This window comes from Beggiatoa leptomitoformis (genome assembly GCF_001305575.3).
Taxonomy (GTDB): Bacteria; Pseudomonadota; Gammaproteobacteria; order Beggiatoales; family Beggiatoaceae; genus Beggiatoa; species Beggiatoa leptomitoformis.
This window is the reverse complement of sequence record NZ_CP012373.2, coordinates 2413685-2436282: the sequence shown is the minus strand read 5'-3', so window position 1 is coordinate 2436282 and position 22598 is coordinate 2413685. Positions and strand designations below refer to the sequence as shown.

Here is a 22598-nt window from a genome sequence, read left to right as displayed (position 1 = left end):
TGGCGTAGGCGTAGCACCTTGCGTCATTGGTGATAGGCGGGAATAACAGAACTAAACTCAAACATCCAGCATCGAGTTAGGAAGTCTGGGATAAAACAGGTTTTATCCCAGATAAATAACACGTTAGCTGGTTGGCAGTTTGAATACTCGAATGGACTCAATCAACTGTTTGGAGAAGTCCACCAAACGGTCTGTTTGAATCAACTGTTCTTCCAACTGTTTACCTGTTTCTTGTGTACTCATTTGAATGGTTTGGGCGCGTTCACGCAATTCGTTAGAAATTTGCGCTTGTTGCCGTGATGCCATGGCGATTTGTTCAACCACTTGCACAAGGTTAGAAATTGTATTCTGGGTTTCTTTCATCTGTTCCCCAGACCGTTCTGCAAGGCGTGACCCTTCAATCACCTGTTGAATGGTTTTATCCATCGTGGCAATCGTATCGTTGGTTTCTAACTGAATATTTTTCACCAACGCGGAGATTTGGGAGGTTGCGTTCCGTGAGCTTTCAGCGAGTCGTTGCACTTCGTCCGCAACGACGGAGAAGCCGCGACCTGCTTCCCCTGCTGCGGCTGCTTGCATGGATGCGTTTAACGCAAGCACGTGTGTCCGTTCTGCGATGTTGTTGATGATGTCAACGATGGAGCTAATTTCTTGCGAACGTTCACCCAAGCGTTTAATCCGTTTTTCTGTTTCATGGATGGTTTCACGAATTTCCGCCATCCCGTCCACGGTGCTGGTTACGGTTGCCAACGCGGTTTGTGTAGAGCGTGTTGCTTGGGTTGCGATTTCGTTACATGATTGCGCAACTTCTGCAATTTTGTTCATGGCTTCTGCCGCTGCGGCGAGTTCTGCCATGGTGGTATCCACCACTGCCCGTTCTGCTTCTGCCACTTTGGAGACGTTGCTTGCTTGCACCCGCACTTGTTGGGATGCGGTTTCTACTTCGTCAGTGATTCGGCGAACGTTGAGCAACACTTTACTGGTTTCAGTCGCCATCTGGTTGATAGCGTCAGCTAACGGACCTGTCACGTCTTCAGTCACAGGGACTTGAACGGTTAGATCTCTTTGTGAGAGTTGGAAGGAGGCTTTCAACAATTCAATGATTGAGTTGTTGAGCATTTCATTTTCTTTCTCAGCTTTAGCGAGTGCAGATAAGCGGTCATCCAGCAAACCGTTAAAGGCATTTGCCAGTGTTTCCAGTTCGTCCCCTGTGCGAATGTCTGCGCGTGCGGTGAAGTCCCCTTCGGCAACTTTAGACACGGTTTGTTCTAGTACGCCAATGGGTTTTGCAATTCGACCGAAAATTAAGAACCCTGCAAGTCCCCCGAACACTAGCGCGATAACGGCGATAGGGATAGAACCCGTTAAGATTTCGTCACGTAATGCAATCAAGCGTTCTAGTGATTCGGTTTCTGTGAGGTTGGAGAAGATAGCCCATTGTAAACCGGGTACGTTAATAGGTGCGTAGGCGGAGAGTACGAAGTCACCTTTGTAGTCGTCAAACATGTCAAATCCTGTTACGCCTGAAAAAGCCGCTCGCGTTCCGGGATTATCCACTTTTTGTAAACCGACTGAGGTATCTTTTAGTTCTATGTTGTTAATGGCTTCAGGGCTTGTGCCATATTGTTCAACCGATTGTAAATAACCTTCTTTATCTTCCACTAATGCCCGACTGTCATTTCGCATTGTGCCATCCGCAGACACAATAAAAGTTTCGCCAGAGCGTCCTGATTCATCTAACCGCCAAGCGCGGTCGTAGGTCATGATGTTGTTAATGCTGTCGATGGGGAGCTGGAAGATGAGAACACCGATTTTGAGGTTACCATCAAAAATAGGGGCTGCAATAAAGGCTGCTTGTGCATCGTAAGAGGGTAGATATTGAGCAAAGTCGATGATGGCAAATTGGTCGGGGGTTGTAGCCCGATTAGCTTGTTCAAAGACATTTGCAATCCCCGTTTTGGCAAAAGGACCATCTAGCAGGGAGGTGGAAAAATCAATGCCTTTTACAACGGAGTAAACAACGTTACCTGTATCTGAATCAACAAGGAAAATGTCATCAAATATGAAACGGTTCATGTACTCACGAATACCAGGATGATAAAGCTGGTGTAGTTGTGTGTAGGTTGAACCATCTTTTGCGGCAAATAGTTCTTCTTTCGTCCCTAATGGATTAGGATTATTGGCGATATAGAAATATTGCAACGCAATGCTATTGTCATTTAGTTGTTGAATCATTTCCTCCATTTTTGGCGTTTCATTAACGTTTAATGTGCCATATTCTTGGGCGAAATCATTTTCGTAATATCGTTTAACTGCATCACGATATTCGTTGATAGGTAAGGTTTGTGGAATAGGGGGCCCTTCATCTGCTTGTAAGCCCGCCTCGTATTGAAAGCGAGGAAATGCTTCTTTAAACCCGCGCATCGCATCTATGGTGGTACGGGAACCTGCATAAGACTGAATCTGGTTAATCACAAGATTAAAATATTCTTCTACTTGAGATTTTTTAGTATCTCGGATAGAGCTGATTTTTTCTTGTGCTGCATCCGTTAGGGCTTGTTGCCCTAAGTTTGAGGCAATATCACCCGTAAAGTATGCAGTGACCACCACAGATACCACCGCAAGGAACGCTGAGCCGAAGAACATTTTTTGCTTAAGCTTCAGTTTCATGTTGTTAGTCTCCGTAACGACGGGTATGGCGTGCTACCCAGCATGATTCGTATTAAGTGCATAGTAACCCTTTTTAGCACGTAGTTAAGCGGCAACCCTTCCCGCTAATGATTCAAAAAAACCTTGATGATCAAAGTTAAACCAAACCTCACCATTCTTTTCGTAACCATTGGTGGCAAAAGGTTTTAGTACAGCAGGTAGTGGAGGGAGGCTATCCAGTTTGTCACTGTTGACAAACGTGACATGTTGAGGAAGTTTATCAAGAATGATAGCTCCCGCAGTCTCACCTCGTCCTAAAATCAATAACATATTTTTTTTACTAACTCGATTTTCTAGTCCCAACAGTAAATTTAAATCAAAAATTGGAACGAGATTACCGCGAAGATTAATTAGCCCTAATAGCCAGCTTGCAGTGTTGGGTATAGGGCAAATTGAGGAGACTTCTATTAGTTCACTGGTCGCATTTTGTGCGATAAGTAAACCGATATTGCCTACATGGAATCCCAAACGTCGAAGAACTTCCAGTTGTCCTGTTATTTGTGTCGTTTCTTGTTGACGTGTTAGTGGACGATTGAGTGCTTCGCTTGGAGGTAACCATGTTGTTTTCATAGCTGTTTCTCGCTTAAATATTACCTTTAGGTGGTGCCACGAAGTCTTGTAACGCTTGACCATTGTAATGGAGGAGTGCGGGTGTACGTCCGGGGAAAGAAACCCATTCAGTATAGGATTCTGCTTCTTTTCCAATTAGGTCATGTCGTTGTATAAAGTAACGAATATGTCGCATGGCTCTGGTCATTGAACGTCGGTCGCGCATTGCCGAGAGGGCTTTTGTTGGGGTATCGTTGAGCAATACAGTTTGCATTTGTCTGTCGTATTCTTCACGCGATAGCCCTGCTAGTTGCGCTAATTTGTCCAGTGTGGGTCCGCGTCTATTCCCTTGTAGCCGTTCCATTGTTGTAAACCAAATAGCTAATAAGGCTTGTGCGAAACCTGGTTGTTTAATTAGTTTTTCACGGCGAATGACGATAAGGTCAAGGATTTCATTGGAAATTTGACGGCTATCGAAGAGTACATTGGCTTGTTGGGCGCGGACTAGACGTTCAACATTAGGGTTGCTGGTAACAATGCCATAAACCTCACCATTTAATAGGGCGTTAGGCAGGTTAGCTTCGGCCATGTTTGAGAGTTTGACATCGTTAAAATCAATTTGGTATCTAACAAGGTAACGGTCTAACAGGTAGTGACGTGAGGAGAATTCTACAAACCCAATGGTTTTTCCACGTATGTTTGTGTTGGCATTCGCGGGCAGGAGAATAGCATCATTGCCGTTACTAGCACTCATGATGAGGACAACATCGGATTCTACATCTTCTTTTACCAATTTTGCGATAGCATCTATATTTGTAATAGCAACGGCATCGACTGTGCCACTGATATATTGTTCAATCGTATCCGCATAGTCGCTGGTGACGAAGTTAATATTGACGCGATATTTATCTTGATATGTTGTGTAGGTTTCTTCTTCTTTTGCCAAAAACCAAGGCATCCATGCAGTATAAGGTGCTGCCGCAAAGCTTAATTCTTCAATGGGTTGTTCTTCTGTTTTCGTTTTTGTCGTGTCTGTTGTGCTTGTCTTTGCGGCATTGGTTAAATTATTAATAAAATCACAAGCTGCCAGAGGCATTAAGAGGAGGAAAATCAGAAGGGTACGAGTGATTTGCATCAGTTGATAAGATGGCATTGTTCATCATTCCTCTATACACAGTTAATGAGTTGTTATCGTTGTCAACTGACTGATTAGAGTAGAGTAGCATCCCCTCGCAAATAGCATGATTTGGATAACAATCGCTTGCTGTAAATTACTGGGTGACTAGTCAGTCAACCTGACATGTTAAATTCTGGCTTGAGTGAGTGCTAGAATAGTAAAAAAAAACATAAATAACAAGTTATACCGCTATTCTAGCGCGTAACTTTAAGTATTATGTTTATTTATCTGATACTCAAAAGAAAATACACAACAGATTATAGTCTATTGTGTATTTTTTAATCAAAAGCCCATTATTTAAAATTATTGATTTGCTCGATAATTTGGTCTGGCGTATAGGGTTTTTGTACTAAGGATTTTCCCCCTTGCATTTCTGCCCACATACGGTCTGCTTTTTGTCCTTTACTGGTGACAAAAATAATGGGGATGTCTTTGGTGGATTCATCGTGAGTGATTTCTCGACATGCCTGATATCCATCCATTTGTTGCATAACCACGTCCATAAAAATTAAATCAGGCTTTTCAGATTTCGCCTTTTCAATGGCTTCCTGTCCAGAGGCTGCTGCAATAACTTGGTAGCCTGCATCAGCAACAATATTTTGAATATTCATGCGATCAACGGTAGAGTCGTCAACAACAAGAATTTTGTGAATAGGCATTTGTATAACTCCTCACTTAAATTAAAAGCCAGTTTCCCTTTATTAATGGGACAAGCATTATTAGATTCTCACGTCATTTGCTTTTATCGCATCAAAGTGGATTGTGTATTTTATTACCACTTTTGTGCTTATTGTACTACCTATTAACCACCCGCTTCTGCATTGGGTAGGAACTGTTTGATGACTTCTCTCAGTTTTGCTTGTTCTACAGGTTTGGTTAAATACACACTTGCACCAGCCATTGTGCCACGCAATTTATCAAACCGTGAGCCTTTCCCTGTCAACATGACAACGGGAGTATTTTTAGAAATTTTCTCTGATTTGATCACTTTACAAACTTTATAACCATCAATACCTGGTAGCATCAAATCCAAAAAAATAATGTCATAGACTTTTTGTTTAGCAAACTCTAAGGCTTCTTCTCCTGTCTCAGCAAAGTCAATTTCCATACCGTATAAGCCTAGTTGGATTTCCATTGATTTGCGGACAGGTAGGCTGTCATCAACAACCAATGCTTTAATCCCTGTGCGAGTTGTTTGTTGCGCACTGTGGGCAGCACCTTGTAATGCGGCACTGGTTGCTTCATCTAAGGGGGTATCACCACCAACAACTAATTCAGGTACAAACTTGTGTACATCAATCGTCACTTTGTCTAAAACTTCTAAAACTCTTTTTAGGGTCAAGGGACGGCGTAAATAGGTTTCTTGGGCAGGTTCAGGGGGTGTTGCTTTGGTCACTTTAACAATGGGAATATTGTTGTGATGAACGCTGAAACTTTTCCATTCACTTATTGCATTAGCACTATCCACATCAACCAGCAGAATTTCCGCACTTGCCCGTTCTGCCGAACTGACCATGACATATTTACGACTTCGAGTAGCGGCTAATTTAAAAATACTACCCAGTGTATTGACTTCATTAGGTGCTAAACCAAACACACCCACCTTAAACGTTTTATCCATAGTGATAGCTTCCTATAATATCTATCAGTCTATCTAGTATAGCGTGAGTTCGCTTGTATCCGTAAGAGGATACCACGCTGCAACACGCTCTTTTAAACTGAGTTGCAATTTGTTACATCATACAACAGCAGAGATCAAAGTTGACATCCTGTTCTGTTGGAATGGGTTTTTCGTTGACATCTGGTTGTTCAAAAAAACGTATTGTAAAGCGTTGTTTACCCCCACTAATTTCAACAAAACAGCTATGTTCTGGCGGTAAACTAACCCGCACAAGTTGATAATTCGCCTGATTGTCAAAAGCCGCTTGAAAATAACCTGTCATTGCAGTTTCTTGAGAGGTCTTCGCACTATTTCGTATCATGTAGAGGTCTAATTCAATCGCTTCACGAATTGACTCTAACGGAGCTAACCATTCGTTTATATCATGTAAGCGTTGTTTAGGATTTTTTTGTAACCAAAAATGATAAGCAGGAACATCAAAACGACATAATCCTCCCGCGATATTGCTACGTTGTTTAATCAAGTTAATTAGGGGTAATTGGCTAATTAATTGATTGGGAGGACCACTTAATGCACGTAATCTGTCTAATAGATGTTGTGCTTGTAATATTAACTGATTAACACGTTCAGCATCTGCATTAGGAATGCGTCGCCACCGTTCCAAACCCAATAAGTGATGTTCTAGGTCTTGAATTAAATCTTCACGTAAATCCAGTCTTTCCATCACATCTAGCACTTTTACAATATAATCAACAACAGTACGACTGTCCCAAGCAGAAGGACCTTTGATATGGTAATTCAACCCGCCAAAGAGGTATTCTAACCGCAACATATTTTTGATACGGTCATTCAGCGGCTGTTCGTAGGTGACTCTTTTTTTTGCGAAACTCATTGTTAATTAACTTTTTAGTAGAATTAAGTCAAGGTTTAGTGGAGATTTCACAAGCTAACTGCTGGTAGTAATGGTGAAAGCGCAAAACTTGTTCAATCAAATGTGTCGGTGACGTGTCATTGTGAATAACATCATCAGCTTGTGCAAGACGGGCTGAACGACTTGCCTGAGCAGCGAGTATTTGCGCAATTTCGTTTGCATTAAAACCATTTCGTGAGACTAATCGTTGATGTTGTAATGTGGTCGGACAATCTACCACTAAAACGCGATCAACATAATTAGTTTGTCTTGTTTCAACTAATAAAGGAATGCTAAAAACACAATAAGGGAAGGTCACCGCAGTTGCCTGCTTGTGCATTTCTGCCCGAATCAGTGGATGTAATATTGCTTCTAATTGTTTACGTTTACCTTTGTCTTGAAAGACGTATTGACGTAGTTTTTGACGATTTAAACTGCCATCCGTTTGTAACATCGCCTGTCCAAAAACCTCGGCAATTGTAATAACGGCGGTTTGCCCTGCCTGTGTTAAGGCATGTGCAATAACATCTGCATCGATAATGGGAACGCCCCATGTCGCAAAGTGCGTAGAAACGGTGGTTTTACCACTGGCTATGCCCCCTGTTAAGCCGATTGTTAACGTCTTACTCAACCAATACTTACTCCCATCATTGTTTGATACCAATGAATCAGCATATCTCCCCATAACAGGTGAATCCATCCTGCCATCGCAAGATAGGGTCCAAAGGAAATGGGGATGCTTTTATCCTGTCCACGTACCACAATCATTAAAATACCAAAGGTTGCACCAACTAGAGAAGATAATATGACGATAACAGGTAGGGCTTGCCATCCCATCCATGCACCAAGCATTGCAAGCAATTTAAAATCACCAGCCCCCATCCCTTCCTTGCCTGTTACTAATTTAAAGAGAATATAAACCGACCATAAACTCATATAACCCGCCATGACACCAATAATACTGTTATACAGTCCCACGGACGGATAAAAACCTAATAGATTTAATAAAACACCTAACCATAAAAAAGGCAGGGTAATATCATCAGGTAATAATTGATGGTCTATATCTATCATGCTCAAGGCGAGTAATGCCCATGTGAGAATGACAACGCCCAAAAGAGGTAAACCAAATCCAAGAAACGACCATGCTTGCCAAACCGTTATCATAGCAAGCAATGCACTAACCCCTTCAATAATCGGGTAGCGCGAAGAGATGGACGCATGACAGCCCGTACACTGTCCCCGTTGCCAAAGATAACTTAAAATAGGAATATTTTCTAAGGCAGTAATTTGATGTCCACAATGTGGACACCGTGAGGGCGGATAAGCGATATTAAAAACAGGTTCTGTAACAGAAGATGTTGGTTGCTGTAGAATCTCCTCACACTGCTTGCGCCAATCTCGCTCCATCATAACGGGTAAGCGATAAATAATAACATTTAAAAAGCTTCCCACAATTAAACCTAATATTCCAATAAGGAAAACAGCTAAAAGCGGATTTGTTGCAATATAAGCCAATGTTTCCATGCTGATTAGACGACCGACCCCATTTTGAAAATTGGTAAGTACATTGCCACGACCAAACCACCAATGACAATCCCTAAGAACGCCATAATCATGGGTTCTAATAAGCTACTCATTGCGTCAACCAATGCATCAACTTCTTCTTCGTAGAAATCGGCAACTTTACTAAGCATGGTTTCTAATGCACCCGATTCTTCACCAATTTGTACCATTTGTATCATCATATTTGGCCAAATTTTGCCTTGATTTCGCATACTGGTTGCAAGGGCTGTCCCTGTTGAAACATCATCTTTAATTTGCATAACTGCGTCAAAATAAACAATATTACCTGTTGCGCCTGCAACAGAGTCCATTGCTTCCACCATCGGTGTACCTGCTGCAAACATGGTTGCCATTGTTCGTGCAAAGCGCGCAACGGCTGATTTACCAATCAAATCACCAAAAATGGGCATTTTTAAAGACAGTCGCTGTAAAAAATGATCAAATGCTAGGATTCGTTTTTTTGCTTGGCTAAAGGCAATAACGCCTCCGATGGCTACCCCAAAGATAATGTACCAGTATGTGACGAATAAATTAGATAAATCCACTACAAATTGAGTCAGTGCGGGCAAATCAGCACCAAAGCCTTTAAATAAGTCAGCAAAGACGGGTACGACGAAAATCATCAAAATAGCGGTAATAATAAATGCAACCACTACGACTGCGATAGGATAAGTCAGTGCTTTTTTGATTTTTTTCTTAATACCTTCGGTTTTTTCTTTATACGTTGCAACCTTATCTAGTAACGATTCTAATGCCCCTGCTTGTTCCCCTGCTTCTACAAGGTTACAAAAGAGTGCATCAAATTCGTTGGGATGTTGCCGTAAGCCGTCGGCTAACGTGCCACCTGCTTCGACGGTTGTTTTAATTTCTAACAACATTTTTTGCATACGAGGATTTTCTTGCCCTTGCGCAACAATATCAAAGGCTTGAATTAAAGGCACACCTGCACCCATCATGGTGGTCAATTGGCGCGCGAATACGGCAATATCTGATGCCGTGATAGGTTTACCTCCCCCACCCCCGCCCAGTAAAGGCTTAGGCTTCTTACGTACTCGTGTGGGGTTTACGCCTTGCTTACGTAAAATGGCTTTTACCAAAATCTCACTGGTGCCTGTTTGTTCACCTTTGATTTTTTTACCTTGTTTGTCCTTACCTTCCCAAACAAAAATCTCGGTTTTAGGGGATTTAACCCCACCCTTATCAGCGGTTTTCTTTGCAATTTCTGCCATGGCACATTATTCCTTAAGAACTACGCGATTGATTTCTTCTAGGGAAGTCAATCCGTCTTTTACCTTTTTTAAACCAGATTGACGCAAGTCAGGGATGCCCTCTTTTTGCGCTTGGTCTGCTAAATCCACCGCATTTTTACCTTCCATAATCATACGGCGCATTGCATCTGAAATAGGCATTACTTGATAAATCCCGACCCGCCCTTTATAGCCAGAGTTGGTACATTTTTCACAACCATCAGGACGCGGACCATAAACTTTGAAGTTTGGATCATTGACTTCTTGTTCTTTAAATCCTTCTTCTAACAGTGCTTTTTTAGGAATATCTACTTCAACTTTACACGAACATAGACGGCGGCAGAGTCGTTGCGCCATCACTAGGTTGACTGAGGTAGCAATTGCGAATGGTGCAATTCCCATGTCAATCATACGGGTTAGCGTTTGGGGGGCATCATTGGTATGTAAAGTGGACATAACCATGTGTCCTGTGGATGCGGCTTTAATCGCAATCCCACCCGTTTCTAAATCCCGAATTTCTCCTACCAAAATAATATCAGGGTCTTGTCGTAAAAAGGCTTTTAGTGCTTTCGCGAAGCTCATACCCGTGCGCTCATCCACTTGAACTTGATTCACACCGGGTAAGTTAATTTCCACAGGGTCTTCTGCGGTGGAGATATTTACATCTTCTTTATTAAGAATATTCACCCCTGTATATAAGGATACGGTTTTACCGCTTCCTGTTGGTCCTGTAACCAGCACCATGCCATAAGGGTTTGATAAGGCTTGAAGGTATTGTTCTTTTTGTTCAGGTTCATAGCCTAGTTGGTCAATATTTAACTTTGCCGCTGAGGAGTCCAAAATACGCATAACGATTTTTTCGCCAAATAGCGTAGGGCAAGTGCTGACACGAAAATCCATAGATTTACTGGCTGAAATTTTGAGTTTGATACGTCCATCTTGTGGAACACGTCGTTCAGATACGTCAAGACGGGACATAACCTTAATACGTGCAGCCAGTTTACGGTTTAGCCCAACAGGGGGATTAGAAACCGAGCGAAGCATACCATCAACTCGAAAACGGACACGATAGAATTTTTCGTAGGGTTCAAAATGTAAGTCAGAAGCCCCTAATTTGATTGCGTCAAGTAACATTTTATTAACGAATTTAACAATAGGCGCGTCTTCTGAATCGCTTTTTTCCTCTTCTTTTACACCATTTTCGGCATCTTCATCAGCTAAGTCTAAATCACCTAACTCGCCATCTAGCTTCATGCCCGTATCAAAAAGCTCGGCGACTTTTTCCATGAGTTTTAAAATCTTATCTTCTTCTACCAAGATAGCTTCTGTATTCATCTTGGTTTGGAATTTAATCTCATCTAACGCAGGAAAATTCGTAGGATCAGACATCGCAACAAACAGACGATTACCCCGTTTAAACAAGGGTAATGCACGATGTTTTTTGAGTAACTTTTCATCAATCAGCTTAATAACATCAGGATTTAAATCAATATTTTCAATATCAACTAAGGGAACGCCTAGCTCTTCAGAAGCGGCATGTGCAACTTCTTTGCTGCCGAGTAGTTTTTTTTCAACAAGATACGCAACGAATGAGCTACGTGTTTTAATGGCTTCTTCAAAAGCCTGTTCTGCTACAGCTTCTGTAAGGAGGTTTTCGCTAACCAACTTACGCGCTAATCCAGTGAGAATGACTTTAGATTTGGTGACGGACATAGGCTTTAACCTGTGATTACTTTCTTGGAATACTAAGTTATATCAGTCCAACACGCCAACTTTTTTCGCAGGCGATAAGGACGTAAGTCATAATACGTGACGCATACCCACTCAAAGAATATCTGGACGGGTAGTACCAAACTTCTCCCTTATACTCCCTATTTATGGGGGGAAACCTTTATTTATCATTGTATCCCTCTCCATAATGTGGAAATGGTTAGGGAAAGGTGAAGCTCAGCCATTATCCTTACTACTTTAGTACTACCCTTGAACGCAGTATCTTATGCTACCCGCATGATTACCTACCGCCCTCATGCCTCGCAATAACTCAGCGCATTCCAATAAAGTTTTGTAATAACGTATGCCCATATTCGGTCAATATGGATTCGGGATGAAATTGTACCCCTTCTAAGGCATTGAGCGTTTTATGGCGCACGCCCATGATTTCATCAACTTGTCCATCAGGTGTTTCTGTCCACGCAGTCATTTCTAAACAATCGGGTAAACTGTGTTTTTCAATTACTAACGAGTGGTAGCGTGTTGCCTGATAAGGGGTTTTAAGCCCTTGAAAAACCCCAATCCCTTTATGATGAATCAGCGATGTCTTGCCGTGCATAATGGCTTTTGCGCGAATGATGTTGCCACCAAAGGCTTGCCCAATGCTTTGATGCCCTAGGCAAACACCTAATAATGGAATTTTACCCGCAAAGGTTTGAATCGCGGCAATAGAAATACCTGCTTCATTCGGGGTGCAAGGACCCGGTGAAACCACAATGTGTTGTGGTGCAAGTGCGGTAATGTCTTCTATTGTAATTTGGTCATTCCGAAAAACACGTACATCTGCACCCAGTTCACCAAAATATTGTACAAGATTGTAGGTGAAGGAATCATAATTGTCTATCATCAATAACATATAGCAACTCCTTAACCCTTTAGTTGAACTGGTAAACACCAGATGCTGCCATTGCAACCGCCTTAAACATCGCACGTCCTTTATTCATGGTTTCATTCCATTCGTTCTCAGGGACAGAATCGGCGACAATGCCTGCACCCACTTGAATATGTAAAATACCGTTTTTAATGACCGCTGTACGAATTGCTATAGCGGTATCCATATCGCCATGCCATGATAAATATCCCACAGCCCCCGCATAGACGCAGCGTTTCATGGGTTCAAGTTCATCGATGATTTCCATTGCACGCACTTTCGGCGCGCCACTTAAAGTTCCCGCAGGAAAGACAGCACGTAACACATCAATTGCATCCAATTCAGGTTTTAATTCTCCCGTCACGTTAGAAACGATGTGCATGACGTGTGAATAACGTTCTACAATCATCTTATCAGTAACACGCACGCTACCAACTTTTGCAACCCGTCCAACATCATTGCGACCTAAATCAATCAGCATTAGATGTTCAGCACATTCTTTAGGGTCAGCTAATAACTCTGCTTCTAAAGCTTTATCTTCCGCAACCGTTGCACCACGTGGACGTGTGCCAGCAATTGGGCGTACAGTGATTTCTCCCTGAGACAATCGTACTAAAATCTCAGGTGATGAACCAACAACATGAAAATCATCTAAATCCAGATAAAACATGTAGGGTGATGGGTTTAAATAACGCAATGCCCGATAAACATTTAAGGGTAAAACAGGACAAGGAATACTCATGCGTTGTGACAAGACAACTTGCATAATATCGCCATTGAGCGCGTAATTTTTAATTTGCTCAACTGCTTGTTTGTAGGCTTCCTTTCCAAATCCTGTTACGAAGTCACTCTCGCTAACGGTATAAGGCGGTGTGTTATCGACGAGGGTTGGGCGATTTTCGCGTAATTGCTGCACTAAATAATCTAAACGTTGTTCTGCCTGTGCCAATGCGTCAGGAAAATCGGTATTAGCATGAACGATTAAATACAGTTTATCCTGCAAGCTATCAAATACTAACACCTCATCAGAGACCATTAATAAAATATCGGGGGTTTGTAATGTATCAGGATGCTGTACATTTGCTAATCGTGGTTCAATATAACGGATAGTGTCATAACCAAAATAGCCAACCAATCCACCCACAAAGGGTAATGGATAAGATAATTCGGGTACTTTAAATCGTTGTTTAAACGCCGTAATCCATACTAATGGGTCACTCACTTGTAATCGTTCAACAACTGTCCCCTCTCGCCAGACCTCTATTGCTGTTCCCCAAACACGCACAATGACTTTTGCAGGCAAGCCGATAAATGAATAACGTCCCCATTTCTCACTACCATGAACTGATTCAAATAAGTAAGAATACGCCCCTTTAGCCAATTTTAAGTAAGCACTTAATGGCGTATCTAAATCAGCTAAGACTTCACGTAAGATGGGGATGCGGTTATAACCCGCTTGGACGAGTTCAGAATATTGCGCTGGGGTCATGCTAAATCCATTTAAGTCAAATGAAAGGAGAAAACAACGGCATAAATATTTCCAGATAAGGAAAAGGAAAGGGTAGGCATACAGCAAGCGAATTCTAACAGAGCTGCAGTGAATTTTCCGCCTAGATTATCGCAATTAAACACGACTTTCTTAACGAGAATAGCTTTCTTTACCTCAGATAGCTATCAAGACTACAAATAAAACTTACCCAACAACCAAAATGCTTAAGATTAATGGCATGGTTAATGCCGCAATAATTGTTTGAAAAGTAATAATATTCGCCATTAATGTTGCATCTCCTCCCATCTGTCTTGCCAAAATATAAGCCGATGTTGCTGTTGGTAAAGAACCATATAAAACGGCAATTGTACTGGTTTGTTTGTCTAATGCCATTAACTCACACAATCCCCAAACACACAGCGGATAAATGAGTAATTTAAGCAAAGTACTGACAAATAAACCACTAATATTATTCTTGAACGCGCCAAATCGCAGTCCAGCACCCGCTGCTAACAAACCAAATGGCAAGGAAGCCTTGCCTAAAATTCCTAACGTTTGTTGAATGGGTGTAGGCAATAGTAATCCAGAAATATTCAAGCTAATACCAATAACACATCCTAAGATTAATGGATTACGTAATAACGTTTTAAAAATAGCTAGCCAGTGCGTTGGTTCATGCGTTGCGTAATGCGCCAATACAGAGACACATAACACATTAGCCAGAGGAATCATACATGCCATTGCTAAGGCCGCGAGTGGAACACCCGCCCCTTGCAACAAAGCAGCGGCAACGGCAATACCAACATAAGAATTAAATCGTACACTTCCCTGAAAAACCGAGGTAAACCCTCGCCCATCAATGGGTAAAATTGTCCGACTTAACCACGTTAAAAAGGCAATAAATAACATACTACCCATGAGCGCAATCAACATTGGAATAATATTTAGCCCATGTAATTTTGCTGAAGATAACTCATTGATAAGTAAGCATGGAAATAAAATATAATACGTCACTTCTTCCATTGGTTGCCAAAAGGACTCATTAGGAAAACGAATATGCACTAATAAATATCCCAGCAAGATAACCAAAAAAATAGGGATTAACGCAAGACTCACTGTCAACATAATAGGAAACCGTTATGCAGTAACTGAAAAATAAGGGTGAGGATATTACCAAATTAACCACTTGGATGATTGTCAACGCAACAAATAATTCATTACTTACCCATCAGCATAAGATAAGAATAGGGTATATATCTTATTTTAAAGTCATTTTTACCAACTACACTTTATAAAACACTGCACTTTATGCTTAAGCAGTTTCGCCCAAAAATCAAATCATTATTTATCATTAAACTGAATTTATTGGTTTGGTATGGTTTCTGCCATTATAAAAAATAACATGCACTTGGTGGAAATAAAAATAAGCAGTTATCTTTTTCTAAAGAGGTCAAAAATGACTACGCGATACAAAATCTTACCTGTTTCACTTAGCATAATGCTCGCATTAAGTGCTTGTGCAGGAATGGAGAATTATGTTGGAAATTTGACAGGCACTGGCAACACGACAACAGATGATCAAACGCGCACACGGACAGAAGGAACATTACTGGGTGCAACTGTTGGGGCTTTGGCAGGTAATTTGATAGGTGACGACACTAAAAGCACTCTTATTGGCTCTGCAATTGGCGCAGGGGTTGGTTACATCGTTGCAGATGAAGTTGCAAAACGTAAACAAGCCTATAAAACACAAGAAGAACTGATTGAAGCAGAAAGCAAACGAACCGAAGCGGTAACGGCTGAGCTTAAACAGGTTAATACACAATTACAGGTAGAAATTGCTACTTATCGTAAACAGATTAGTACGTTAAAAAAACAGGTAGCGAAAGACACTAGCAAAAAATCGCTGTTGACTGCACAAAAAACGGTACTAGACAAACGGTATGCAGATTCACAACAGGCTTTAAAAGGGGTGAATAACGAATTACAAGTTACCGAGTCTTTATATGCAGATGCACAAGCAACACCTGATACAGCAAACGAGAAAAAGCTAACGGCTTGGAACAACAAAATCAGCTCTCTTAAACAAGAGAAAAGCAAGTTAGAGCAACAAACTAACCAATTACAAGCCATGAGTAGTGAAATAGCCGTGTAATTCGTTGACATGAAGGAAATTATCATGCAGAAAGTGTATGGAATACTGGTATTAAGTTTGTTTGTTAATGCCTGTGCTGTCAGTGATGATCCTGCACAAGGTGGTTTTTTTGGTGGTGTTTATGGTATTACATCTGGTGGTTATGACCGTAGAGTTGATGAGCGAGAGCAAAATTTAGCGGCTCTGAAAAATCTCAAAAATCAAAACGAGACCGAACAACAAGCATTAACCATAGAAAAAACAACTACTATAGAGCGTTTATCAGCACTACGTGAACAAAGCCAACAATTATCAACAGCGGTTTCACAACTAACCCGTCAAATCAACAGCACGCAGGCAAAAACAACCGCCCTACAACAGAAAAAACAGGCATTGGCAAAACAAGCACAACAATTACAAGGTAGTTTGAAAAAGCTACAACAAGCGAGCGCGGCGCAGCAAGTCACAAATAGCACATTACAAACTTATGAAAATGAAGAAAAACGCCTACGACAAGAAATTGCACAGTTGAAAGATGATTTATACTTGCTTAAATAAAGCCGAATAAATAATGTGGTTGAGACTATTGATAATATTAGGTATTCTATGGTTTTTACAACAATGGTTTTTTGTAACAGATGCACTGGTTGTGAAAACGAATATTTTGGCGGATTATCCTGTTGCATTCAGCACTAAGCTGACACTATCCCAAGCACCGATTCAGGATAATATTGAACCGCAACAAGCTTATACATTTCAACAATATCAAATTACGCCACTTGCGCGTTTTCAAGTAGAAGCGCGTGTATTGAGTCGAACAAACTACAGTTCTGGACGTGAGGCAGAATTATCGCCTGTAGATTTAGCCTTAGGATGGGCAGACATGTCTAATCCAGACGTATTAGCGCAAATTAGGATTCGACAATCAGGGCGTTTTTATTTTTGGTCTGTAGATTCTTTTCCGATTCCGCGTCAAGCCATAGAAACTAACAGTGCGAATATGCACTTAATTCCTGCAACAGAAACCGTCAAAAAAGCCCTTAGACAGATTGATGAAGGCGATACGGTGCGTTTACTGGGTTACTTAGTGAATATTGATGCAAGTGATGGATGGCGGTGGCATAGTTCTTTAACACGTAACGACACAGGCAATGGCGCGTGCGAACTTTTTCTAGTGGCTGCCGTTGAGCAAATTTAAGCGGGATTTACAAGCTTTAAGGGGAAGTAGTACTACCTTCCCCATTTTCTAAATAATATTATTTCTGGTTGTGCTAAAAAGAATTTTTTCCCTTATTACTGTAAATAGAGGGAATTTGTACCGTATTTGTAAACTAGATAATTATCAAAATTTCCCCTTTAGCACTACTTTATTTCTTACTTATTTCTTAGCAACATTAGGTAGGTTAGCATTTGCTACTTCCATACCTTTCTCTGCCCAAGAAGCTAATTCAGACTTTACATCAACCAAAATTTCAATGGTTTGACGTGCATTTTCCATTAGTTTTTCGTTCATTTCTGCAAACAAACGGGATTGAACGTTCACCATATCTTGCACGTTCTTCACTTCTCCCATGGCTTGCAGTTGTTTAGCACCACTTTCCATGTATAAATTAACCATTTCCATTTGACGTTGTGTCAAACGAGTCATGGCGGCGGTATTGATTTCGCCTAACTCTTTCATCGCATCCATTGCGGTTTTATTCATGTCAGTCCATTTCTTGAGCAATTCATTATCCATTAGTACGGTTCTCCAACAAGGGTAATTATTAAGAAAAGTAATGAAAGAATTTATGCCTTCGTTTAAAGACATCAAACTCAATATTGTGCAGTGCATTAAATATGACGCACTGCACAATAACGAAACTAAACACGCCTGTCAAGAGCTAATATGCGAACAAAACAAAAAATCAATTTTAAGAAAAACAAATTATTATACTGCTCCCGACAAGATAAAACTAACCCATGTGTAAACCACCATTAACAGAGATGTTAGCACCTGTAATGAAGGCAGACTTCTCATCGGCTAGGAATTGCACTGTCCAAGCAATTTCTTCAGGCTTGCCTAAACGACCAACGGGGATTTGGGCAACGATTTGGTTACGGATTTCTTCTTTAATTGACATAACCATTGCTGTACCAATATAACCGGGAGAAATGGTATTGACGGTAACGCCTTTGCTGGCAACTTCTTGAGCAATTGCCATTGTAAAGCCGTGCATACCTGCTTTAGCAGCAGAGTAGTTAGCTTGACCCGCTTGACCTTTTTGACCGTTGACAGAGGAAATATTAACAATACGTCCCCAACCCCGTTCAACCATTCCATCTAATACTTGTTTAGTAACGTTGAAAATACTACTCAGATTACTGTTAATTACTGCATCCCATTGAGATTTTTCCATTTTACGGAACATCTTATCACGGGTAATACCTGCATTATTGACTAATATATCAATAGGTGCGCCTGCTTTTTCTACGGCTTCTTTAACCATAGCAACGGCTTGGTCATAATCAGAAACATCCCCTTCAGCAATCAGGATATTGTCATACCCGTCTGCTTTTTGTTTAGCTTCCCATGCTGGACCGTCATCAATACCTTTTAACCAATTCGCAACAACAATATAACCTGCTGTGGATAATGTTCTGCAAATTTGTGTACCAATACCGCCTGTACCACCTGTAACTAAAGCGACTTTTTTTGTCATAAAACCTCCGCTAGCTGTGTTGTTTTAAAGTAAATCAGTCCGTTGTATTACTATGACTGACAATGGTGAAACAATAATGCGACTATAAGGTTTTTACTGTTATGCATGAAAATATTTAAACACATAAGGACATAACAGTGAGAATAATTAGGCTTTATTATCTTCGTCAACAGACGAATTTTTTTTATTATCTTTACCAATGTCAATGGATTTATTGGGTAAGGTCGCACGGAAAAAACTTTCTTGCATATCTTTCCATAACGTAATGTTTTGTTCAGCAATATCTGTCATGAAGGAAATGGGATTATACATTTTCGCCCGTGCATCTTCTTGTTGTTTGGAAAACAAGCCCAAGCTACGTTCAAAATAACTTGCCAAAATTCCTTGTAATGTATCGCCGTAAAAACGAATCAATTGTGCTAATACTTCACTACTGAAAATGGGCTCACCAGCCGCTTCTTGTTCGAGAATAATTTGTAACAAGATACTGCGCGTGATGTCTTCGCCAGTTTTTGCATCTTGAATATAAAATCTGACATTATCCCGCACGAGAGATTTTACGTCATCGAGCGTAATATAACTACTAATCGCCGTGTCATACAAACGACGGTTAGGGTATTTCTTTATGATGCGAGGGGAATTATCTGGTGCGTCCGTCATATTTAACTGCATAGCCATCTTCTCTAGTGAAACAAATTACCCAATCACGTGAAAAGCATACTGGATAGTTGCTACTTAAAAGGCAGGGTTTAAAAACCCTTAAGTAAACGATTTTTCGGGAAAAATTCAGTGGAATACTAGGCGTACTCCACCGAATGTTTACTTAGCGTTCTATTGCTAAGGCAACACCTTGACCACCACCAATACATAAGGTAGCCAAGCCTTTATGTGCGTCACGGCGTACCATTTCGTGTAATAAAGACACGAGTACCCGTGCGCCTGATGCACCAATCGGATGACCTAATGCAATTGCGCCACCGTTGACGTTGACTTTAGACATATCCCAACCCAAGTCGCGGTTGACAGAAATCGCTTGCGAAGCAAATGCTTCATTCGCTTCAATCAAATCTAAGTCACTGACTTGCCAGCCTGCTTTTTCTAAACATTTACGTGTTGAGGGAATAGGACCTGTTCCCATAATGCTTGGATCAACCCCCGCCGTAGCATAAGCAACAACGCGCGCCATAATGGGTAAACCTAATTCTTTCGCTTTACGCTCGCTCATTAATAAAATAGCGGCTGCACCGTCATTAATGCCAGAAGCGTTTGCAGCGGTTACTGTACCATCAGGTTTGAAAGCAGGACGTAATTTACCCAAGCTTTCTTTGGTTGAACCATGACGAGGGAATTCATCCACTTTAAAAACAACAGGGTCACCTTTCTTTTGTGGGATAACAACGGGAACAATTTGGCTGTCAAAATATCCTGCTTTTTGGGCAGCTTCAGCACGTTGTTGAGAAGTCGCAGCAAAACTATCTTGTTCATCACGGCTAATATTGAATTGTGCCGCAATATTTTCCGCCGTAATGCCCATGTGATAATTATTGAACGCATCCATCAAGCCATCGACTAGCATCGTATCGCTTAATGTCCAATCACCCATTTTTACCCCTTGACGGGATTTTGGTAAAACATGGGGAGACGCGCTCATATTTTCTTGACCGCCTGCAATGACAATATCAGCATCACCACAACGAATCGCTTGTGCTGCTAAATGGACAGAACGCAAACCACTACCGCAAACAATATTAATGGTCATAGCAGGGACTTCAACAGGTAAACCCGCTGCAATCGCAGTTTGACGGGCGGGATTTTGTCCTTGTCCGCCTGTTAATACTTGCCCTAAAATCACTTCACTGACTTGTTCAGGTTTTACGCCAGTCCGTTCCAATAAGGCTTTAATGACGATAGCACCCAATTTAGGTGCGGAAACATCAGCAATTGAACCGTTGAAATTACCAATAGCGGTACGGACAGCATCTACAATAACCACATTTTCCATGTTTGAGTTCTCTACGTTTGCTTATGTTATCAGATAAATAAAACTACCAAACGTCTTTAATTACAAGCTTTTTAAAGACATACTACTTATTATTATGATAATAATCGTTACAAATGCTAAAAAATTATTTACCAGTTAAGAATTAAAAAATCGAGTGTAACAAGCATTTATTAAGTATCAATGAAACAGTGTTCTACTACGAATTTATCATCGTATAGATATATATGGAGTATAACAGTTTTAACAAGGTATAAAAACCACGCAACAAACTACGTTTTCAATAAAAATAAGACTTTGTCTAAAGTAAGGGTGTAATCAAATGATATAACCTAAATAAAGTGCCACGATTCTGCGCAATAAATCCACGGGCTTTTTTACTTATCTCCTGACGTGCTTGAGGTGTTGTGAGCAAATAACAAATAGCCGTTGCAATCTCTTCGGGTGTTGTGAGTTGTTGAGCAATGTTTAATTGACATAATTTTTTACAAATATCTGCAAAATTAAAAACATATTCTCCAAAAATAATTGGCAGTCCTAATGCAGCAGGTTCTAAGGGATTATGCCCGCCAACAGGTACGAAACTACCGCCAACAACGCTTATATCTGCACAAGCATATAAAAGCAACAATTCTCCCATTGTATCACCTAAATAAATATCAGTTGTCAGATTGCCATGATTTTTTTGGCTACGACGACAAACACTAAATCCTTGTTGCTCACAATATTGTGCAACATTATTAAAGCGTTCTGGATGACGAGGGACTAAAATCAATAATACGTTGGGTAATGATGTGCGAACTTGCTTCAAAACGGTCAACAGTAAGGACTCTTCGCCTGCATGTGTACTAGCAGCAATCCAGATAGGACGCGCATCACCCCATTGAGCGCGGAGTAAATTCGCTTGTTCAGTTAATTGCTCAGGCAAATGCAAATCAAATTTAATGCTACCCGTGACTTGTAACTGCGTTGCGTTTGCCCCTAACCGCATGAATCGTTCAGCATCTTCTGTGGTTTGTGCCGCTATCAACGTAAGCCGTTGCACAACAGGGCAGATTAGTGCGCGAATATATTGATAACCTTTTGCAGAACGCGCAGATAAGCGTGCATTAACCAGTAAAACAGGGATTTTTCTTTGATAACAAGCTTCTAATGCATTTATCCACAACTCTGTTTCAATTAAAATTAATAAGCATGGACGACCAATACGCTGAAAAAAACGATATAGCGCGTCAGGTAAATCATAAGGTAAATAGAGATGGTAAACCGTGTTACCAAACGCATCTCGTACCCGTTGCGACCCTGTTGGTGTCATGGTTGTGACCAATAAAGGCAAATGAGGATAATCAACCTGTAATAACTTAATTAATGGAATAGCTGCCTGTACCTCGCCAAAAGAAACTGCATGAATCCATAGAATTTTTTCTTGCTTGGGGAGTGGATGAAAAAAACCAAATCGTTCTCCCCAACGTTGCCAATAAGCACGTGCATAAAACCCGCGCCATATTAGCCGTAAAAAGAGAAAAGGAATCAATAAATACAATAAACCCGTATAAAACAAACGCAATATGGAATAATTAAAATTTAACACAGGATTTTTATCGTCAATGAAAGTGATGAATTTACAAATTTAGTTACGTGTCATGCTCACACGAGACTAAATAACGATTTTTTGTTCTGAATTGGCAAATATTCGCCTGTTAGAATCAGAATTGCAACAGAGACGATTTGAGTTAAGCACTATTATATTCACAATAGTTGATTAACTTTCTATACAATTATCCAATACGGACATATTTAGTTTTTATGCGCGGCGAACATTGATTCCCTTTCTGTTGTTGTTCTTATCAACTT

Annotated in this window: 21 protein-coding genes; 3 read left to right on the top strand and 18 right to left on the bottom strand. The window is 40.8% G+C overall.

Going from position 1 to position 22598, the window contains the following annotated elements; translation table 11 throughout:
- Positions 1-123: 123 nt before the first annotated feature.
- From AL038_RS10170 to AL038_RS10110, 13 genes are all read right to left on the bottom strand, one after another.
- Positions 124-2670, bottom strand: a complete 2547-nt coding sequence (locus tag AL038_RS10170; RefSeq protein WP_062152460.1) for a methyl-accepting chemotaxis protein — start codon at positions 2668-2670, stop codon at positions 124-126.
- A gap of 84 nt (positions 2671-2754) precedes the next feature.
- A complete protein-coding gene (locus AL038_RS10165; RefSeq protein ID WP_062152458.1) occupies positions 2755-3279 on the bottom strand; it encodes a chemotaxis protein CheW in 525 nt (174 codons plus the stop codon).
- Positions 3280-3292: 13 nt separating this feature from the next.
- Positions 3293-4411 carry an ABC transporter substrate-binding protein gene (locus tag AL038_RS10160; RefSeq protein ID WP_062152455.1) on the bottom strand — a complete coding sequence of 373 codons (1119 nt, stop codon included), beginning with the start codon at positions 4409-4411 and terminating at the stop codon, positions 3293-3295.
- A 317-nt stretch (positions 4412-4728) separates the two neighbouring features.
- Positions 4729-5094 (bottom strand): response regulator, encoded by a 366-nt coding sequence (locus AL038_RS10155; protein ID WP_002691300.1) that lies wholly within the window; start codon positions 5092-5094, stop codon positions 4729-4731.
- Positions 5095-5237: 143 nt separating this feature from the next.
- Positions 5238-6056, bottom strand: a complete 819-nt coding sequence (locus AL038_RS10150) for a response regulator (protein ID WP_062152453.1) — start codon at positions 6054-6056, stop codon at positions 5238-5240.
- Positions 6057-6168: 112 nt separating this feature from the next.
- Positions 6169-6948: a cell division protein ZapD gene (gene zapD, locus AL038_RS10145; protein ID WP_062152451.1), complete on the bottom strand. Its 780-nt coding sequence runs from the start codon at positions 6946-6948 to the stop codon at positions 6169-6171.
- Between the two features lie 28 nt (positions 6949-6976).
- Positions 6977-7597 (bottom strand): dephospho-CoA kinase, encoded by a 621-nt coding sequence (gene coaE / locus AL038_RS10140; protein ID WP_062152449.1) that lies wholly within the window; start codon positions 7595-7597, stop codon positions 6977-6979.
- Positions 7594-8493, bottom strand: a complete 900-nt coding sequence (locus AL038_RS10135; protein WP_062152447.1) for a prepilin peptidase — start codon at positions 8491-8493, stop codon at positions 7594-7596. The genes coaE and AL038_RS10135 overlap by 4 nt, the downstream gene beginning before the upstream one ends.
- Before the next feature lie 5 nt (positions 8494-8498).
- Positions 8499-9761, bottom strand: coding sequence for a type II secretion system F family protein (locus AL038_RS10130; protein WP_062152445.1), 1263 nt, complete (start codon positions 9759-9761; stop codon positions 8499-8501).
- 6 nt (positions 9762-9767) lie between these two features.
- Positions 9768-11492 carry a type IV-A pilus assembly ATPase PilB gene (gene pilB / locus AL038_RS10125; RefSeq protein ID WP_062152443.1) on the bottom strand — a complete coding sequence of 575 codons (1725 nt, stop codon included), beginning with the start codon at positions 11490-11492 and terminating at the stop codon, positions 9768-9770.
- Positions 11493-11820: 328 nt separating this feature from the next.
- On the bottom strand, positions 11821-12405 hold the full coding sequence (locus tag AL038_RS10120; protein ID WP_201800074.1) for an anthranilate synthase component II: 585 nt from the start codon (positions 12403-12405) through the stop codon (positions 11821-11823).
- Positions 12406-12424: 19 nt separating this feature from the next.
- Complete coding sequence (trpE, locus tag AL038_RS10115; protein WP_062152441.1) at positions 12425-13909, bottom strand: anthranilate synthase component I; 1485 nt, start codon at positions 13907-13909, stop codon at positions 12425-12427.
- A 204-nt stretch (positions 13910-14113) separates the two neighbouring features.
- Positions 14114-15034, bottom strand: a complete 921-nt coding sequence (locus AL038_RS10110; RefSeq protein ID WP_062152439.1) for an AEC family transporter — start codon at positions 15032-15034, stop codon at positions 14114-14116.
- Between the two features lie 331 nt (positions 15035-15365).
- Between AL038_RS10110 and AL038_RS10105 the strand changes: the two genes are divergently transcribed.
- Genes AL038_RS10105 through AL038_RS10095 form a run of 3 tightly spaced genes read left to right on the top strand, consistent with a single transcriptional unit; the run spans position 15366 to position 17241 of the window.
- Positions 15366-16064 (top strand): glycine zipper 2TM domain-containing protein, encoded by a 699-nt coding sequence (locus AL038_RS10105; RefSeq protein WP_066246125.1) that lies wholly within the window; start codon positions 15366-15368, stop codon positions 16062-16064.
- A 24-nt stretch (positions 16065-16088) separates the two neighbouring features.
- Positions 16089-16601 (top strand): hypothetical protein, encoded by a 513-nt coding sequence (locus AL038_RS10100; protein WP_062152435.1) that lies wholly within the window; start codon positions 16089-16091, stop codon positions 16599-16601.
- A gap of 13 nt (positions 16602-16614) precedes the next feature.
- Entirely contained in the window at positions 16615-17241 is a 627-nt protein-coding gene (locus AL038_RS10095; RefSeq protein WP_062152433.1) for a hypothetical protein, read from the top strand.
- A gap of 180 nt (positions 17242-17421) precedes the next feature.
- Here AL038_RS10095 and AL038_RS10090 read toward each other — a convergent pair whose 3' ends face one another.
- The 5 genes from AL038_RS10090 to waaA form a co-directional block, all read right to left on the bottom strand.
- Positions 17422-17781, bottom strand: a complete 360-nt coding sequence (locus AL038_RS10090; protein ID WP_062152431.1) for a phasin family protein — start codon at positions 17779-17781, stop codon at positions 17422-17424.
- A 217-nt stretch (positions 17782-17998) separates the two neighbouring features.
- Entirely contained in the window at positions 17999-18745 is a 747-nt protein-coding gene (gene phbB / locus AL038_RS10085) for an acetoacetyl-CoA reductase (protein ID WP_062152427.1), read from the bottom strand.
- A gap of 147 nt (positions 18746-18892) precedes the next feature.
- On the bottom strand, positions 18893-19417 hold the full coding sequence (gene phaR, locus AL038_RS10080; protein ID WP_062152425.1) for a polyhydroxyalkanoate synthesis repressor PhaR: 525 nt from the start codon (positions 19415-19417) through the stop codon (positions 18893-18895).
- Positions 19418-19568: 151 nt separating this feature from the next.
- The gene (locus AL038_RS10075; RefSeq protein WP_062152423.1) at positions 19569-20747 is read right to left on the bottom strand and encodes an acetyl-CoA C-acetyltransferase; all 1179 of its coding nucleotides are present in this window, start codon (positions 20745-20747) and stop codon (positions 19569-19571) included.
- A 298-nt stretch (positions 20748-21045) separates the two neighbouring features.
- A complete protein-coding gene (waaA, locus tag AL038_RS10070; protein WP_066246124.1) occupies positions 21046-22335 on the bottom strand; it encodes a lipid IV(A) 3-deoxy-D-manno-octulosonic acid transferase in 1290 nt (429 codons plus the stop codon).
- Positions 22336-22598 lie beyond the last annotated feature (263 nt).

Excerpts from the sequence above, each read along its gene's own strand:
- AL038_RS10170 (WP_062152460.1), bottom strand. The coding sequence starts at position 2,670 with ATGAAACTGAAGCTTAAGCAAAAAATGTTCTTCGGCTCAGCGTTCCTT.
- AL038_RS10165 (WP_062152458.1), bottom strand. The coding sequence starts at position 3,279 with ATGAAAACAACATGGTTACCTCCAAGCGAAGCACTCAATCGTCCACTA.
- AL038_RS10160 (WP_062152455.1), bottom strand. The coding sequence starts at position 4,411 with ATGCCATCTTATCAACTGATGCAAATCACTCGTACCCTTCTGATTTTC.
- AL038_RS10155 (WP_002691300.1), bottom strand. The coding sequence starts at position 5,094 with ATGCCTATTCACAAAATTCTTGTTGTTGACGACTCTACCGTTGATCGC.
- AL038_RS10150 (WP_062152453.1), bottom strand. The coding sequence starts at position 6,056 with ATGGATAAAACGTTTAAGGTGGGTGTGTTTGGTTTAGCACCTAATGAA.
- zapD (WP_062152451.1), bottom strand. The coding sequence starts at position 6,948 with ATGAGTTTCGCAAAAAAAAGAGTCACCTACGAACAGCCGCTGAATGAC.
- AL038_RS10135 (WP_062152447.1), bottom strand. The coding sequence starts at position 8,493 with ATGGAAACATTGGCTTATATTGCAACAAATCCGCTTTTAGCTGTTTTC.
- AL038_RS10130 (WP_062152445.1), bottom strand. The coding sequence starts at position 9,761 with ATGGCAGAAATTGCAAAGAAAACCGCTGATAAGGGTGGGGTTAAATCC.
- pilB (WP_062152443.1), bottom strand. The coding sequence starts at position 11,492 with ATGTCCGTCACCAAATCTAAAGTCATTCTCACTGGATTAGCGCGTAAG.
- AL038_RS10120 (WP_201800074.1), bottom strand. The coding sequence starts at position 12,405 with ATGTTATTGATGATAGACAATTATGATTCCTTCACCTACAATCTTGTA.
- trpE (WP_062152441.1), bottom strand. The coding sequence starts at position 13,909 with ATGACCCCAGCGCAATATTCTGAACTCGTCCAAGCGGGTTATAACCGC.
- AL038_RS10110 (WP_062152439.1), bottom strand. The coding sequence starts at position 15,034 with ATGTTGACAGTGAGTCTTGCGTTAATCCCTATTTTTTTGGTTATCTTG.
- AL038_RS10105 (WP_066246125.1), top strand. The coding sequence starts at position 15,366 with ATGACTACGCGATACAAAATCTTACCTGTTTCACTTAGCATAATGCTC.
- AL038_RS10100 (WP_062152435.1), top strand. The coding sequence starts at position 16,089 with ATGCAGAAAGTGTATGGAATACTGGTATTAAGTTTGTTTGTTAATGCC.
- AL038_RS10095 (WP_062152433.1), top strand. The coding sequence starts at position 16,615 with ATGTGGTTGAGACTATTGATAATATTAGGTATTCTATGGTTTTTACAA.
- AL038_RS10090 (WP_062152431.1), bottom strand. The coding sequence starts at position 17,781 with ATGGATAATGAATTGCTCAAGAAATGGACTGACATGAATAAAACCGCA.
- phbB (WP_062152427.1), bottom strand. The coding sequence starts at position 18,745 with ATGACAAAAAAAGTCGCTTTAGTTACAGGTGGTACAGGCGGTATTGGT.
- phaR (WP_062152425.1), bottom strand. The coding sequence starts at position 19,417 with ATGCAGTTAAATATGACGGACGCACCAGATAATTCCCCTCGCATCATA.
- AL038_RS10075 (WP_062152423.1), bottom strand. The coding sequence starts at position 20,747 with ATGGAAAATGTGGTTATTGTAGATGCTGTCCGTACCGCTATTGGTAAT.